Genomic DNA, 16,161 nt, shown 5'->3' with positions numbered 1-16,161 from the left:
TTTATGCTTATTCATCCTTATTCTCCACATTGGAATTCCCAATTTGATGCCATCAAACAGTTCTTGGATAAGGCATTGCAGGGAATAAACTATCGGATTGAGCATATTGGGAGTACTGCTGTTCCTGGATTAGCCGCTAAGCCCATTATTGATATTGATATCGTGTATAAAGATCCTATTGATTTTCATTCTATTAAAACAGCATTGGAAGTAATCGGCTATTCCCACAAAGGTAATCAGGGAATTGAAGATCGGGAAGTCTTTAAACGACAAGAGGGTGGGCAACACGAAGTGCTTGATTCCATCCGACACCATTTATATGTTTGTTCTGCTGACAGTCCTGCTCTCCAACGCCATTTGATAACACGAGATTATTTGCGCAATAATGAATGGGCAAAGGCAGAATACCAGCAATTAAAGTATGACCTTGCCGAAAAAGCAGGCCAAGACCAGAAATCCTATGCAGCCCTTAAGGAATTACACGTTAATTCATTGATAGATAAATTTTATCCTACGATTGAAAATATAGCTGAATCAAACGAAACAACCGAATCAACTAAAACTACTGAATCAACCGATACTATGGAAGTACATCACCACGCGCATCACGATCATGGAAAAAAGAATTGGAAGTCTTATTTCTGGGAATTCTTTATGTTGTTTCTAGCAGTGTTCTGCGGTTTTTTGGCAGAGTATCAGTTGGAGCATAAAATCGAAAATGATCGGGCAAAAGAATTGGCCAAAAGTCTTTACACAGAGTTGTATGAAGATTCTATTCGACTGAATAAAGTAATGGAATTGAGATTGGAGAAGGAACTGGCATTGAAATACTTGATGCAATATTTTGCTAAAGCAGATTTTAAACAGGAAGCTGACTCTGCCATTCGCGCTATGGCTTTTGCTTACATAACTGTTTCAAATAAAACAATTTTTGAGCCAACTGATGGCGTATTAATACAATTACAAAGTTCAGGTAGTAGGCGTTATTTTAAAAAGCAGTCCATACAAGATGCTATTAGTAAGCTTTATTCTAGTATCCATTTTATTCGAATGCGAAATGAAAGAGAATTACTATATATGTCTAATTCATTGCGTACTTTTTATTTAAAGCATTTGGACTATATGTGGTTGGAACAATTTATGAATAGTGGTAAGCTTAGTGTTGCAGATGCTTACTTAAGAAAGAACCCGGTGAATGAGATAAAGCCATTTTTTAAGAAGCCAGAACAAATGGATAGGGATGAAGCAATTAACCTCGCGGGAAATTTATTATTAATGATGAGGGGAATTAAATTAACAACTTGGCCAGATTATAGAGCTTCTGCAACTTCTGTTATGAGTCAGTTAAGGCAGGAATATGACTTTGATTAACGTTGCTTCGTTAAAACTTTTCATAAACTAATTTTGAAAATAATGTCCGACAATACTCCAGAAAAGAGCTTTGAACAACCCGAAGAAAATTCATTTTCTGAAGAAATTAATTCTGTTGAGTCCCGATTAGATAAAAAAGCAGATTTAACTGAAACAACAGAATCAACCGAAACAACTGAATCAACCGACACTATGGAAGTACATCACCACGCGCATCACGATCACGGAAAAAAGACCTGGAAGTCCTATTTCTGGGAATTCTTTATGTTGTTTTTAGCTGTTTTCTGCGGGTTCTTAGCAGAGATACAAGTAGAACATTATGTAGAGCACCAAAAAGAAAAGAAGTACATGACTGACTTACTTGATGAAATTAAAAGTGATACAGGGTTTATACATTTTGAATTAGCAAGAATGCAAAATCAACTTAAGGGTTATGATTCCTTGACTGCCAATTTAAATCAATCTGATTTATCTGAAAATATTCCTACACTGTATAGGCAACTGAATACTTATAGTGCATTATTGACTCCTTTCCTGCGCGATCAGACCATTACTCAGTTGCGAAGTTCCGGAAATTTACGATTGATAAGAAATGATTCAATTATCAAACAAATAAATCAATATTGGTCATGGAGAGATGTTGTAAATAGAATTGCTGAAAGAGTTGAACAACGTATTAATGTTGGGCAAGTATTGAGTAATAAGATTTTTGATAAATGGGCAACTTATGCTAAGGCAATCAGTGAAAATGGATTTGCTGTTTCTCCATTTAATGAAACCCCAAATCTTGAATATCCAACTGATTTGAAATTAATGACTAACGATTTAGCGCTGATAAAAGAATATAGTAATACCAGAATCTCTATTTCTCAAAGTGCTAAAATATATCTGTGGACGTTGCAAGAAATGGAAAAAGACGGGCTTAAACTTAAGAAGGCAATAGAAAATGAATATGATTTAGTGAAATAAATTTCTATAATTCTGATGTAATTAATTATGATTTCCCAACTTGAACGTCTTAAATACATCCTTATTTGTTTGCTGATTATTAGTGCACAAGCATGTATAGAAAGCAGGGCTAATAGAAAAGTTAATACCATTGCAAGTTATGTGGCTGATTCAACTTGGAATGCGCAAGCTAATCAGTTAATTGTCAGTCAACCAACCGGAATTGGAATTGATAAGAGCAATCATATTTTTGTTTTTCAACGTACAGGTAGAAAATGGGTAGAGCCTTTTCCTGATTCACTAATTTCAGTTCCGACTATTTTTGAAATTGATGCTGAAACAGGAAAGCAGATCAATGCCTGGGGAGCCAATCATTTTGTGATGCCACATGGTTTGATGGTAGATCAAAACAATCATATTTGGGTAACGGATGTGGCTTTGCACCAGGTTTTTAAATTTTCACATGATGGAAAACTCTTACTGAAGCTGGGAGTAGCAAGAGAAGGAGGAAATGATTCTTTACACTTCAATCGGCCCACTGATGTAACGGTAGATAAAGAGGGCTTTTTTTACGTGAGTGATGGGTACAGAAATAGCAGGGTAGTTAAGTTTTCACCAACTGGTAAATATATAAAGGAGTGGGGGACCTTTGGTAATGGAGCGGGTCAGTTTAATATTCCTCACGGATTAGCCATTGATGATAAGGATATTATTTATGTAGCCGATCGACAAAACAATCGTATTCAATTATTTGATACAAATGGCAATTATAAAGGTGTAATACAAAATGATGCAGCGGTTCAGCAGTTACCATCTCTTGCAATTGATTTGAAGAATAAAGTTTTCGCTATTGATTATGATCCATCCCTTAATAAGGATAGTGCCGCTAATGGCTCAACTTTTTTTGAATGTGATGCTAGGGGTAGCGTATTCCAGCATTTTGGGCTTTCAGGTAAAAAAGAAAGGAAGAGTTGCTGGTTCCATGATATAGCAGTTGATAAAAATGGGAATGTTTACGTAGGAGATATCACCGGATTAAAGCTGTTGAAATTTAGACCCAAAAACTAGGCAATATGAGTATCCATATGCAAAAGAAATCAGCCCATCTTATTTTATTGGGTCTACTGCTTTTCATTATGGGATTGTTAGTAGGATTGAGTATTCAATTCCTGCCTAATCCAAGAATGGGTTTGTCTGCCCATCTGGAAGGTATTATGAATGGAATGTTTTTAATGTTACTAGGGCTTCTATGGGACCGATTAGTACTCTCAAAAGAAATGACTTCCATTGCTTTTTATTTGGTTGTCTACAGCGCATTTGCGAATCTCTTGGCTGTGTTGATTGGTGCCGCTACTGGTTTTGGGAAAATGATGCCAATTGCTGGAGGGATAGAGGGCTCTTTATTTATTGAGTCAATAATTGGGTTTTTATTGATATCATTAACCCTGACTATGTTAACAGCATGTGGTATTATCTTCTTTGGCTTTTATCGGTACATGCGCAATAAATGAATATATTAGTAAAGAAATACTCTCTATGACCCTCATTGCAATATTTTTTCCAGCCCTCTCCTTTTTCCTTCGAGGAAGAATTTTTACAGCATTTATCTGTTTCATACTTCAGATTACATTGATTGGTTGGATTCCAGCAGCTATCTGGGCTGTTATTTCATTACAAAATGCAAGGGCCGATAAGCGAAATGAGAAATTAATTAAGGCAATGAAGTCAAAATAATTCAACATGAAACTCTTTCAGCTACATCTTACATTTTCTATAACGATTTTTATATTTAGCATTGCATTCTCAAGTTCTGCATTTGCTCAATCTAGTCCAAAACTCAAGATTGAATCACTTGCAGGTAACTTTTATGTATACACAACTTATAATACCTATCAGGATAGTAAAGTGAGGGCCAATGGTGTTTACTTAGTTACAAAGAAAGGGGTAGTATTATTTGACACCCCTTGGGATACTACCCAGTTTCAACCACTGTTAGATAGTATACAAAAAAGGCATAAACAAAATGTGATCATAGCATTAGCTACTCATTGGCATAGTGATAAAACAGCTGGCTTGGAGTACTATCGTAAATTAGGAATTAAAACATATACCACTGCACTTACGGATAGTTTGAGTAAAGTGAATAATGCCAAACGCGCGGAGTTTTTACTCAAACAGGATACTAGTTTTTCTATAGATACTTACCGTTTTGAAACTTACTACCCTGGTGAAGGGCATACCAAGGACAATATTGTTATTTGGTTTCCAAAAGAAAAAATTCTAATAGGGGGCTGTTTAATCAAAGGGGCTAAAGATGAAAACTTAGGTTATTTGGGCGATGGTAATACCAAGGATTATGCTCGTACTTTAATCAATGTGCAGCAAAGATTTCCTGCTCCTAAATTTATCATCACTACCCATAGTGATTGGAAAGATATCAATTCATTAAAAAATTCTATAAAGTTGGCTAAACAATTAATTGAAGAGCAAGAACTACGACATGTGGTATTGTTCGGTTGGAAAGTCAACGCCAACAAAGACTCTATTGAAATGGCTATTAAGGCTTTTGGAGAATTGCCTCAAAAAATAAAGTTGATCAAGAAATATGAATGGGGAGTAAATAACAGTCCTGAATTATTGAATCAAGGGCAAACCCATTGCTTCTTGTTGACATTTTCTAGTGAAAAAGACCGAGATGCCTATTTGGTTCATCCAGTGCATCAGGCTTTCACGAAATTGTTACCTAATATTTTAGATAAGGTTACTGTGTTAGATTACTGGGCAAAAAAATAGCAATTAATCAAGTATTTAAATTTTTTCTAACTCAATCAAATATTTGTATGAATAATAGCCATCTTAACTACAATTCCATTGATGAGTATCATCAATGTTTTGATAAAATAATTCAAAAAAAGCTACAAGAATTAAGAAAGGCAATCTTGACCGCCGCACCCAAAGCAACGGAAGGCATTAGCTATGGCATGCCGGCATTTAAAATAAAGAAACCTTTGGCTTATTATGCGGTAAATAAAAACCATATTGGCTTTTATCCCACGCCCTCACCTATAAAGCAATTTGCTAAAGAATTGGCTGCGTATAAAACATCTAAAGGTGCCGTACAATTTCCACTAGATCAACCATTGCCTTTATCCTTAATAACAGCAATGATTCGCTTCAGGGCTGAGGAGATTTTATAAAAATCCCTGTCCCTTCATCCAGGTCTGTAAAACTTTGAACCAATCAGAAGGTTCCTGCTTGTTGATTAATCCAAATCCATGCCCACCTTTTTCCATTAGCATTAATTCTGCTGGTACTTTCTGCGCATCTAATGCTGCTTTCATTTTAATACTATTTGCAACAGAAACTGTTTTGTCGTCTTTGGCATGGAACAAAAAAGTAGGAGGTGTAAATCGGCTTACCTGTAAATGAGAAGAGAACTGTTCTTTTGTAGCAGAAGATGCATCGTTCCCAATCAAGTTATTCCTAGAACCCTTATGAACAATAGAGTCTTCCTCCATACTAATGACTGGGTAACCCAATATGGCAAAATTGGGTCTTGCATTTGTTCTTGAACCCAAATCAGTAATATTTAATTGATATTGGGTAGCTAAAGTACTGGCCAAATGACCTCCTGCAGAAAATCCAATAACGCCTATTTTATCAGGATTAATCCCATATTCGATAGTATTGTCTCGGATATGCTTCATTGCAGCTTGTGCATCTAAGAAAGGTACCCATTCTTTATTATACATGCAAGAATCATTCGGTAATCTATATTTCAAAACAAAAGCTGTAACGCCAATAGAATTGAATGCTTTGGCTATATCGTGCCCTTCATGGTTGGTTGCTAAAATTGAGTATCCACCGCCGGGTATCACGAGTACCCCAGTTTTGTTAATATTAGCACTATTGGCTTGATAAATGGTTAAAGTAGGAGTATTTACTTTTGTGTATACCTCTTGTCCCCATTGATTTATCTGGGTTTTATTTTCAGTTCCGCAATCTTTTGATTTCGGTATTTTTCCTCTGTAAAGTGGAATTTCATGCTGTGCCCTGGTAAATGTCATTGTTAGCGAAAAGGCTATGAAGAATATGAGTTTCATTGCTGGTTAATTCCTATGAAGTTAAATGGATTTTCAGTAAATTACTATAGTTCAATTTTATACAATGAGTAAACATCTTCGCATTGCAATACTAATTTTATTGATTCCTATATTTTCATGGGCAGACCATTATCCCATTAATAAACAGGCGGATGTTTTGCATTATTCATTTGGCTTAACCTTATCTGATAGCACTAATGAAATTGTAGGTATTACCCATATTAAAGTAAGGTTCAATAAAGCTGGTATGAGCCAGTTTCGTTTAGACCTTGCTAACCAAACCGAAAAGCGACAGCGTAAAGGAATGAAAGTAGATGCGATTAGCTTCGGGGGTATTCCATTGCAATATTCACATAACAATGATGCACTATTGATTCATTTGAATAATCCAACAAAAGAAGCAGAGGAAATCGTTTTCAGAATTCAATACCATGGCATACCCGCTGATGGCCTTAGGATTGGTGCTACAAAATTTGGAGACCGAAGTTTTTTCAATGAAAACTGGCCCAATAGAACCAGGCATTGGTTACCCACTATTGATCATCCCTATGATAAAGCTACTTCTGAATTTATTGTTACGGCACCAGCTAAATATAAAGTTGTTTCTAATGGTTTATTACTAGAAGAGTCAGATTTAGGAAATAATCAAAAACTAACACATTGGAAACAATCGATTCCAGTTTCTAGTTGGTTATTTGTTTTGGGAGTAGCGGAGTTTGCGGTTCAATATGTTGATCAGTTTGAAGGCAAGTCTATTCAAACTTGGGTGTATGCCAAAAATCGAGATGCTGGATTTTATGATTTTGCTGCACCTACCAAGCAGGTTCTCGAGTTTTACTCCAAATATGTTGGGCCATTTGCTTATGAGAAGCTGGCCAATATTCAAACACCGAGTGTAAATGGAGGGATGGAAACCTCTTCTGCCATTTTTTATGGGGAAGATTTAGTGAATGGTAAAAGAGATGAAAGAACTCGAAACGTGGTGATTCATGAAATAGCGCATCAATGGTTTGGCAATGCGGTAACAGAGTCTACCTGGGATGATGCATGGTTGAGTGAGGGTTTTGCCACTTACTTTACCCTGCTATTTATTGAACATGCATATGGGAAAGAAGCGTTTCATAAAGGGTTACAAAAAGCAAGAAAAACGGTTTTGGATATGTCGCCCAAGTGGCCACAGTATAGTATAGTTGCAGACAGAACAGCAGAGCAAGAAGCAGTTACCAATAACTTGACATATCAGAAAGGAGCTTGGATATTGCATATGCTTCGATTGCTTATTGGAGACGTTGCATTTAAGAAGGGTATTCAATCTTATTATCAGAAATATTATAATGCTAATACAACTACAGATCAGTTTAGAGTTGAAATGGAAAAGGCATCGAGGAAAAAGCTGGAACAATTTTTTAAGCAATGGTTATACCAGCCCAGCTTGCCGAAATTAAAAGCGGAATGGGCTTATGATGCAAAATTGAAGCAACTAAAAATAAAGGTCAAGCAATTACAAGAGGGTGGTGCTTATTTCAATATGCCCCTTGAATTAGGGTACTATGAAAAGGGAAATAGCAAGCCTACAGTAGTTACAGTTCAGATTGACCAGGCGGAAAAGAATTTTACTTTTCAATTAAAGCAAGCACCTGATAAAATAATTGTAGACCCCAATAATAAACTTATCGCTCAAATTCTATAATATGCTCAGACGCATATGAGTCATCCTCTGGTTTAATTCTTTTTACAAAGAATCTCGCTCGTTTTCCTAGACGCGTAGAAGTATATTTTTCTTTAATGTCTTCTTCGGTATCCAATGGTTGCAATGAAGGATACCACAGAATGTAACCTGGTTTCTGGAACAACAATTCAGGTTTAGACCATTGCTGACTGTTGTTACCTGCTCCCAAATCTTTGTTGGGATTGAAGGAAATATAAATTTTATCTCCAATCCAGGATTTTCCTTCTACTCTTCCCATTAACATTATCCAGCAGTTTAAATAAGTGTTCCAACTAACTGAAGGACCCCAATGAAATCCACCCGTTGGAGAAGAAGCGGGGCCTCCTTTTTCAGACAAAGGAATTTGAAGGTTCTTCACTGGTTTTCCGTAACTATTGTGCGCAATGGAAAACGAATTTCCGTTCCAACGTTTGGCTTTGCCAATAGGGTTGTCTAAATCTTTTAATGCAATTCTTGCTATACTAATACACTGTCCTGCTGCTTCTTTTGCTGGGTCATAAGTGGAGGGATTATACACGCCGGGATAGCCATACTCTCCATAAAAAATATAAAGATATTCCCCACTAGCAACCGCTGAAGGATCGCCAACTCCTCCGGCAAATGTGTTAGAAGTATTGTGTGGTTTTAAAATCATTCTTTGATCCAGATCTTCCAATATGATGCCCTTGTTTTCCCAGCTTTTTCCGCCATCCATCGATTTCATAATACCAATTCTACAGACTGCTGCCGGACTTTCAAGGCCTGTTAATCCCTGTGGCCAAAGTTTACTGTTGGTATAGCCCTCTTTTGTTTTGGGGTCATAAGGTAATGTGATTGGGTAATTTTCGTTGTGGTAAAGGGCGTACAAAGTTTTTCCACTCTGATCTTTTTTGTCTTGATAAACGGTTTCGAACCAGACGGCACCGTGCAATCCCTTTTTTCCAATAGGGGCATTCAATGGCATTGATGGGCTAAAAAATTTTTCTTTTGGATTTTGAAACACAACACTGGCATTAGGACCGTCTGAATATTTAAGGTCTTTTGCATAACCCCAGAGTGGATCTTCACCGTATTTACCGGGAAAGATCCTGAAAGTGTCTGCCACCCATACTTCTGCCATATTGCAATCCACAAAGGAATTGAAAACCACTTTGGGGGCTGGGAGAAGTTTGAAAGTTGGTTTGCGGGTAGTATCCAGAAAACCTGTAAAAAAGGTAGCAAATACTATAAGGAGTTGCATGGTTAAGTCTTTTGATTATTCAATATGTTGAATTGAACAACAATTTACTCATTCCTAATACTTAACAGATTAAAACTTTAATCTCTTTTTAAGCTTCTTTTTTAACAATCCGTTTACAATTTATGCCGAATAATATATATTTAGCGAATAATTAATGATTTTATTATCCGATTCCTACCTAATTAATTCCTAAGTCTAAAACTTAACAATGAAATCAATTCTACACACATTGAATGCAAAGGGGAGCCGTGTTTTCAAGCACGCATTAATACTAGCCCTAATTTGTTATTCAACCATTGCCAATGCTGCCCACTTTAGAAGCGGTACTATTAGTTGGCGTCCCATTAGTGGGAATACCGTCGAGTTTAAAGTGTCTCAATCTTATGGAGGTTGGGCTTTTGGAGGAGGGTATACCCTTGGAAGCACGCAAGTAATGGACCAGTTGTATCTAGGTAATGGAGCATCTGTACAAATTCCATTAGTAATTACTTCCATTAATGCAGCAGAAGGATGGTGGTATGGAGAAGCTACTTTCCGCTATACTTATGCAAGTGCAGGAAACTATACTGCATATTTTGGTAGTTGTTGTAGAATCAGTAATTTATCTAACAATAATGATCAAGCTTGGCGAAATGAAACAATCGTAAACGTTGGAACGGGAAATAGCTCGCCTGTTTCAACCATAGCTGCAACTGTGAATCTCCCAACGAGTTTATCAGCTGCCACTTTTCAAATTCCCGCCTTTGATCCGGATGGCGATCAGCTTAGTTATCGTTTAGCTACTTCTGCAGAAATGGGTGGTGGAACTAATCCTACGGGTTTGTCAATTAACTCAACTACAGGTTTGGTAAGTTTTAATACCATTGGTAAAGCAGTAGGTTCCTTATGGAATGTGGCTTTTACTATCTCAGATGGTACAGGAAAAACCAAAGTAACAGTTGACTTTGTTATTAAAATAACGCAGAATTCAACTCCGCCCGTTTTTGATTATTTGGTTACACCAATGAACGGACGAGTATTCCAAGGCGCACCAGGACAAACTATTTCATTTCCAATAAGAGCCTATGATAACGATGCAGGAAATGTTGTAACCTTGTCTGCAGTTGGTTTACCACCAGGTGCAACTACAAGCCCATCCTTACCTAGTACTGGAAATCCTGTTTCCAGCACATTCTCTTGGACACCAACAGCTAGTCAATTTGGAACTTTTGTTGTGAATTTTACAGCTACCGATAATATTGGTGTACAAACAACTACCTCAGTTACCATATCAATTAGCTTAAAACCTGTATTTGTTGCACCTAGTCCTGTTAACAATAGTGAGACTTACCTAGAAACAGGCGAAACCTACACCGCAACTATTCGTGCCAGTGATCCAGACCCTAATGATGTGGTTAGAATTACAGCTATTTCAGGGATGCCTGCTGGATATGGTATTTCTTCGGTATTACCCACGGTTGCAGCAAATCCAATCAATTTGAATCTTAGCTGGACGCCAACACCTATTGCATTTGGTCCTAAATCAGTAACTTTTACCGCAACAGATTCTTATGGTGACCAAACTACACATACGCTTAATTATATTGTAAATACAAAGCCTCAATTTACTTCTACGCCGGCTACAAGTGTTTACGTAGGTCAGTTGTACAGCTATACAATTACAGGATTAGATCCTGATGTGCAATATGGAGATGTGTTAAAATTAATTGGAGCTAATATTCCTTCATGGTTAACTTTTACTAATAATGGAAATGGAACAGGTACGCTTTCAGGTACTCCTACATTGGCCAATGTTGGAACGCATCCAGTTAGTTTAAAATTAGAGGATACTTACCATCATGATTATAATCCAAATACAGCTCAGAATTTTAATATTAATGTATCTGGTGTTGCACCTTCTATCGTAGTTCCAGCAAATATCATTAGCTGTGATCCTGTGGTAAATTTTGCAGCTACAGAAACTGTTGGTATCCCTGCATCTACTATTACTTATTCAATTGCTCCTGGATCAACATTCCCTGTTGGAACAACAACTGTTACAGCAACAGCTACTAATGCAGTTGGAACATCTTCTAATACATTCACAGTAACTGTTAATAAACCAATTGCAGATATAACAGCAAGTGGGTCCACAACATTTTGTGAAGGAAGCAATGTAACATTGAGTGCTGCTCAAAATGCATTACAGCTTAATGGGGCACAATATGTGAATGTAGCAAACGGTTTTGCAGCAACTGATGACATTACCATTGAAGCCACTGTAACGCCAACTTCTCTAGTAGGTGGCGATTTTAAAGTAATTATGAACCACAACAGTTGGTTTCCAGGTACAATACACTTTCAATTTGCCCCAGATGGCCGATTGCAATTCGCATTAAATAGCGCATCTCCCACAGACCAATATGCCACTTATAATTTTATACCTAATACGACTTACCGAATTGCGGCAGTTTATTCTAAATCAGGAAAATTTGTTAAGTTTTATGTTAATGGGATATTAATAAACACTGCTACTTATTCTTCTACCGTTTCGGTAGTAGGTAATGCCGGATATAATATAGGTGCATGGAATGGTAATTCAAGATACTTTAGAGGAACTATTGACGATCTTAGAATATGGAATGTTCAGCGCACAAATGCAGAAGTATTATCTGATGCAGCAGCGCTTCCAATACCATCTGGTACTCCTAATTTAGTTAGATATTATAAGTTTAATGAAGGTTTCGGAACTTCAACTGCAGATGCTGCAGGAAATGGTAATGGTACCTTAATGAATAATCCTACGTGGGTGTCTACAGCACCAGCTGGGCAAACATATTTATGGAGTAATTCTGCAATTACACCGTCAATTTCGGCAACTTCTGATGGATTGTATACTGTAACAGTTACTGATGCAGCAGGCTGTACTACAACTTCATCACCTATTACTGTAACAGTAAATAAAGCCCCTGTGTTTACCGCATGTGCGAGTAATCAGACGGTAGACAATGAAGTTGGATTAAATAGCGCAGTAGTTACTTATACTGCAACTGCAACGGGTTCACCAGCAGCAACATTATCTTATACTTTCAGTGGAGCAACAAATGGTAGTGGTTCAGGTACAGGATCAGGTTCTATCTTTAATATTGGTACTACAACTGTAACCATTACAGCAACCAATTCATGTGGTTCAACAACCTGTACATTTACAGTTAAAGTAAATGATATAACACCACCAACCATTAACACAGTTGCAGATATTAATGCAATTGCAACTTCAGCTGCTGGAGCAACTGTAACTTATACAGCTCCGGTTGGAACTGATAATATGCCTGGTTCAACAACAACACAAACAAGCGGATTAGCTAGCGGTGCTGTATTCCCAATTGGAACAACTGTTAACACATTTGTAGTAACAGATGCTTCAGGCTTAACCGCTACATCTTCTTTCACTGTAACCGTAGTAGGGGTTGCTCCATCTATTGTTGTGCCAGCAACTATTCGTGTGGATGCTTCAACAACCAATTGTAGTGCGGTAGTAAATTTTGCTGCAACAGAAACTACAGCAATTCCTGCTTCTACAATTACCTATTCTCATGAACCAGGTTCTGTGTTCTCTTTAGGTACAACCATTGTTACCGCAACTGCAACCAATGCAGTAGGTACTTCATCTGCAACATTTGAAGTGGTGGTAACCGATAATACAGCTCCTGTTATTACTACACCTGCTGCTCAGGTATTCTGTGAGAATACGTCTGGAACTTACACTTTGCAAGACGTAAGTGCAACTGACAACTGTGGAATTGCAACTGTTAGCTTCGCTATCACAGGAGCAACTACCAGAAGTGGATCTGGCTATGATGCAGGCACTGCATTTGCAGTTGGAACCAGCAATATTACTTACACAGTAACAGATGTCAATGGTAACGTTTCTACTAAAACATTAGTAGTAACGGTAAATAAAGCACCAACAGCAACCATTAGTACTTCTAATCCGGATGCATTCTGTAATAAGCTAACTGTTATTGGAAATAGCACCAGCCCAATTACCGGCTATGCTTGGATATACAATAACAATCCATTTGCAGGCACGCAGGCGATTTCATTGGATAATACCAATGGAGATGGTACTTATAGTTTATTGGTAACAGATAATAAAGGTTGCACTAGCCTTGCTGCAGTTACTTATCAATACAGCAAGCAGAATACAATCAGCAACTATACCATACTTGCTTACAAAGAAGCAGAGTTAAAAGAATACAACACTGTTCAAACAGGTAGTGTAGGGGTAATGAGTAAGAAAGGAGAAGCAGAGATTGGTAAGAACAGTTCTGTTGCTGCACCGGGTGCATTTGTTAAAGCTCCGAAGATTGAAGTGAAACAAGGCGCAACTGTTCCAATTCGTTTGATAGGGGTAGCAAGTGTTGCTTTACCTACTATGCAATACAACAGTGCCAATACAAGTAGCTTACCTAACTATACCACCAATGCAGGAGCTACTATCAGCTTAAGTGGTAACTACAAGAACTTGAAGATTCGTAAAGGATCAAACGTAACCTTGTCTGGTACTACTTTCGGAAACATTGATATTGAAGAAGGAAGTGTGGTAAGATTTACCAGCACTGTCATTAATGTAGAGCAGCTGAAAGTAGGTAAGGGACCTGATAATGGATTAACTCGGGTGAGATTTGCTAACAATACAAGTGTTCGTGTTTCCAAGCATGTACAGATTGATGAAGATTGCTTTATCAATCCAGATGCTAACCAAGTTACCTTCTACTTAGGCAGACAGTCTAACCATGATTGCAATAAGCACAAGAACAATGACAGCGATGATGATGATCACGACAGAGGACACGGCGATGGCGATCAGAAGTTTGAAGTAAAAGGTGGTAACACAACTGTGATTGCGAATATTTATGCACCTACCGGAGACATCAAAGTAAAAGGTGGCGAAGGATGTCACAAGAACCATATCAATACCACTGTTAGAATGACTGGTTTATTCATTGGTTATGAAGTGGAAGGTGAAGGAAAGAATGTAATCTGGAACAATTACGCTTGTGGATCAGCCAGCCCAATAGCAGCTGCCGATGCGCAACCAGTGTACAATAAAACTTCAGAGCCAGTAGAAGTTGCCGATGACTTAAAAGTTACGGTAATGCCTAATCCAAGCACTACTTACTTCACATTGAAATTGGCAAGCAAATCTGAATTGCCGGTGAATATTAAAGTAGTAGATGCTGCAGGTAGAGTAATTGATGCAAAAGCTAAACAACCAGCTAACAGTACCATGCAAATGGGTCAAAGCTATGTTCCTGGTTCATACTTTGCTGAGTTTATTCAAGGTAACCAACGCAAAGTGGTTCAGTTAATAAAGCTCAAATAGGTTTACACTAAAACTAAAACCTCAAGGGGCTGTCTGCAAAGACGGCCCCTTTTGTTATTGGAGATTTGGTGCTTTCATCTTTGTCATAAAACCGTAAGTTTTCTCTCAAATTGGTTAATAAAGCCTTAAAGCAGCTTAATATAGAAGTATCACTACAAAATCCTTAAATTGATGACGTATTTTTGCAATTAACTATTTTGACTTATATGCAGCCTCCAATTCCTCATAATGAAGACGAACGCGTTTGGGCTTTAACTGAATTTGACATTGATTATTCGGATACATCCGGTCTTTTAAAAGACTTAGTAGAATTGGCTGCAAAAATTGCCGGTACTAAAATCTCTTTGGTTAACTTAATTGATACATACACTCAATGGACAGTGGCCAACTTTGGTTTGCCTTTAGACCAGATGAAAAGAGAAGACTCAGTTTGTCAGTATACAATTGTACAGGATGGTGGGTTTGAAGTAAAAAGTCTTTCGACAGACGAAAGATTTAAAGACAAGTTTTATGTAGTAGATGATCCTAATTTAGAATACTATTTTGGTATCCCTTTAGCTACTCAGGATGGCCATAATTTAGGAGCACTCTGTGTGCTGGATACAACAGCTAAGACCTTGAGTCCGGAAAAAGTTGAATTGTTGAAAATTGTGGCTAAAGAAGTAGTGAACAGACTGTCTACTATCAAATACATTCAGAACTTAAAGTCAAAAGTTGTTGAGGTAAAAGAAAACAACAAGAAAGTTGCACATGATATCAGAGGGCCATTGTCCGGTATCATTGGATTAGCCCAAATGGTTACAGAACATGGTCAATCACAAAAGTTGGATGATATTCTGGAAATAATGAAGTTGATTCAACGTGCTGGAAATTCATTGCTGGATCTGGCTACTGAAATTTTAAATGCAGAAGATCAGCAGGCCAGAGGTATAGTTAAGGCAGATGATTTCACCTTAAAAGCATTTAAGGATAAGCTGGAAAAACTTTATTCTCCACAGGCTGCTAATAAGCAGATAGATTTAAGCTTTCATATTAAAGTAGGGCAGGAGGAAAAACCAATTCCTAAAAACAAATTATTACAGATAGCAGGTAACTTGATTACCAATGCAATTAAGTTTACCGATCAGAATGGAAATATACAGGTGGATTTAAATATTCATTCTATTACTGGTTCCGGACAATCATTGGAGATTGTAGTAGCCGATAGTGGAATTGGTTTACATGCAGAAGATATTGAGGCTATTTTAAAAGGTACTAAAGCTTCTTCCAGTGGTACAACCGGCGAAAAAGGTTATGGTTTTGGTTTGTCTTTGGTGAAAAGATTGATTGATGAATTGCACGGAACACTCGATATTCAATCTGAAATTGGCAGAGGGACAAAGTTCATCGTTACTTTACCGCAGTAATATATTGCACTTGTAAA

The 16,161-nt window shown here is 37.4% G+C and carries 12 protein-coding genes; 10 read left to right on the top strand and 2 right to left on the bottom strand.

Going from position 1 to position 16,161, the window contains the following annotated elements:
- Positions 1-3 precede the first annotated feature (3 nt).
- Genes TEGAF0_RS06455 through TEGAF0_RS06430 form a run of 7 tightly spaced genes read left to right on the top strand, consistent with a single transcriptional unit; the run spans position 4 to position 5,516 of the window.
- Complete coding sequence (locus tag TEGAF0_RS06455) at positions 4-1,371, top strand: GrpB family protein (protein WP_264901035.1); 1,368 nt, start codon at positions 4-6, stop codon at positions 1,369-1,371.
- A 42-nt stretch (positions 1,372-1,413) separates the two neighbouring features.
- Positions 1,414-2,340 carry a hypothetical protein gene (locus TEGAF0_RS06450; protein WP_264901034.1) on the top strand — a complete coding sequence of 309 codons (927 nt, stop codon included), beginning with the start codon at positions 1,414-1,416 and terminating at the stop codon, positions 2,338-2,340.
- A gap of 27 nt (positions 2,341-2,367) precedes the next feature.
- The gene (locus TEGAF0_RS06445) at positions 2,368-3,387 is read left to right on the top strand and encodes a peptidyl-alpha-hydroxyglycine alpha-amidating lyase family protein (protein ID WP_264901032.1); all 1,020 of its coding nucleotides are present in this window, start codon (positions 2,368-2,370) and stop codon (positions 3,385-3,387) included.
- Positions 3,388-3,392: 5 nt separating this feature from the next.
- Complete coding sequence (locus TEGAF0_RS06440) at positions 3,393-3,830, top strand: hypothetical protein (protein WP_264901031.1); 438 nt, start codon at positions 3,393-3,395, stop codon at positions 3,828-3,830.
- A gap of 25 nt (positions 3,831-3,855) precedes the next feature.
- On the top strand, positions 3,856-4,053 hold the full coding sequence (locus tag TEGAF0_RS13595; protein ID WP_026752465.1) for a YqaE/Pmp3 family membrane protein: 198 nt from the start codon (positions 3,856-3,858) through the stop codon (positions 4,051-4,053).
- 6 nt (positions 4,054-4,059) lie between these two features.
- Positions 4,060-5,112: a BlaB/IND/MUS family subclass B1 metallo-beta-lactamase gene (gene bla / locus TEGAF0_RS06435; protein WP_264901030.1), complete on the top strand. Its 1,053-nt coding sequence runs from the start codon at positions 4,060-4,062 to the stop codon at positions 5,110-5,112.
- Positions 5,113-5,159: 47 nt separating this feature from the next.
- Positions 5,160-5,516 (top strand): iron chaperone, encoded by a 357-nt coding sequence (locus tag TEGAF0_RS06430; protein WP_264901029.1) that lies wholly within the window; start codon positions 5,160-5,162, stop codon positions 5,514-5,516.
- On the opposite strand, the gene TEGAF0_RS06425 is transcribed toward TEGAF0_RS06430, so the two are convergent.
- Positions 5,511-6,422, bottom strand: coding sequence for an alpha/beta hydrolase (locus TEGAF0_RS06425; RefSeq protein WP_264901027.1), 912 nt, complete (start codon positions 6,420-6,422; stop codon positions 5,511-5,513). The two genes, TEGAF0_RS06430 and TEGAF0_RS06425, sit on opposite strands and share 6 nt — an antisense overlap.
- 64 nt (positions 6,423-6,486) lie before the next feature.
- Here TEGAF0_RS06425 and TEGAF0_RS06420 point away from each other — a divergent pair, with 64 nt between their 5' ends.
- Positions 6,487-8,112, top strand: coding sequence for a M1 family metallopeptidase (locus TEGAF0_RS06420; RefSeq protein ID WP_264901025.1), 1,626 nt, complete (start codon positions 6,487-6,489; stop codon positions 8,110-8,112).
- On the opposite strand, the gene TEGAF0_RS06415 is transcribed toward TEGAF0_RS06420, so the two are convergent.
- Positions 8,093-9,370 carry a hypothetical protein gene (locus tag TEGAF0_RS06415; RefSeq protein WP_264901023.1) on the bottom strand — a complete coding sequence of 426 codons (1,278 nt, stop codon included), beginning with the start codon at positions 9,368-9,370 and terminating at the stop codon, positions 8,093-8,095. The two genes, TEGAF0_RS06420 and TEGAF0_RS06415, sit on opposite strands and share 20 nt — an antisense overlap.
- Positions 9,371-9,578: 208 nt before the next feature.
- Here TEGAF0_RS06415 and TEGAF0_RS06410 point away from each other — a divergent pair, with 208 nt between their 5' ends.
- The gene (locus tag TEGAF0_RS06410) at positions 9,579-14,738 is read left to right on the top strand and encodes an HYR domain-containing protein (RefSeq protein WP_264901021.1); all 5,160 of its coding nucleotides are present in this window, start codon (positions 9,579-9,581) and stop codon (positions 14,736-14,738) included.
- A 206-nt stretch (positions 14,739-14,944) separates the two neighbouring features.
- On the top strand, positions 14,945-16,144 hold the full coding sequence (locus tag TEGAF0_RS06405) for a GAF domain-containing sensor histidine kinase (protein ID WP_264901020.1): 1,200 nt from the start codon (positions 14,945-14,947) through the stop codon (positions 16,142-16,144).
- Positions 16,145-16,161 lie beyond the last annotated feature (17 nt).

The organism is Sediminibacterium sp. TEGAF015 (genome assembly GCF_025997995.1).
Taxonomy (GTDB): domain Bacteria; phylum Bacteroidota; class Bacteroidia; order Chitinophagales; family Chitinophagaceae; genus Sediminibacterium.
The sequence above is the reverse complement of the archived record's forward strand: the minus strand, read 5'-3'. Positions and strand labels throughout refer to the sequence as shown.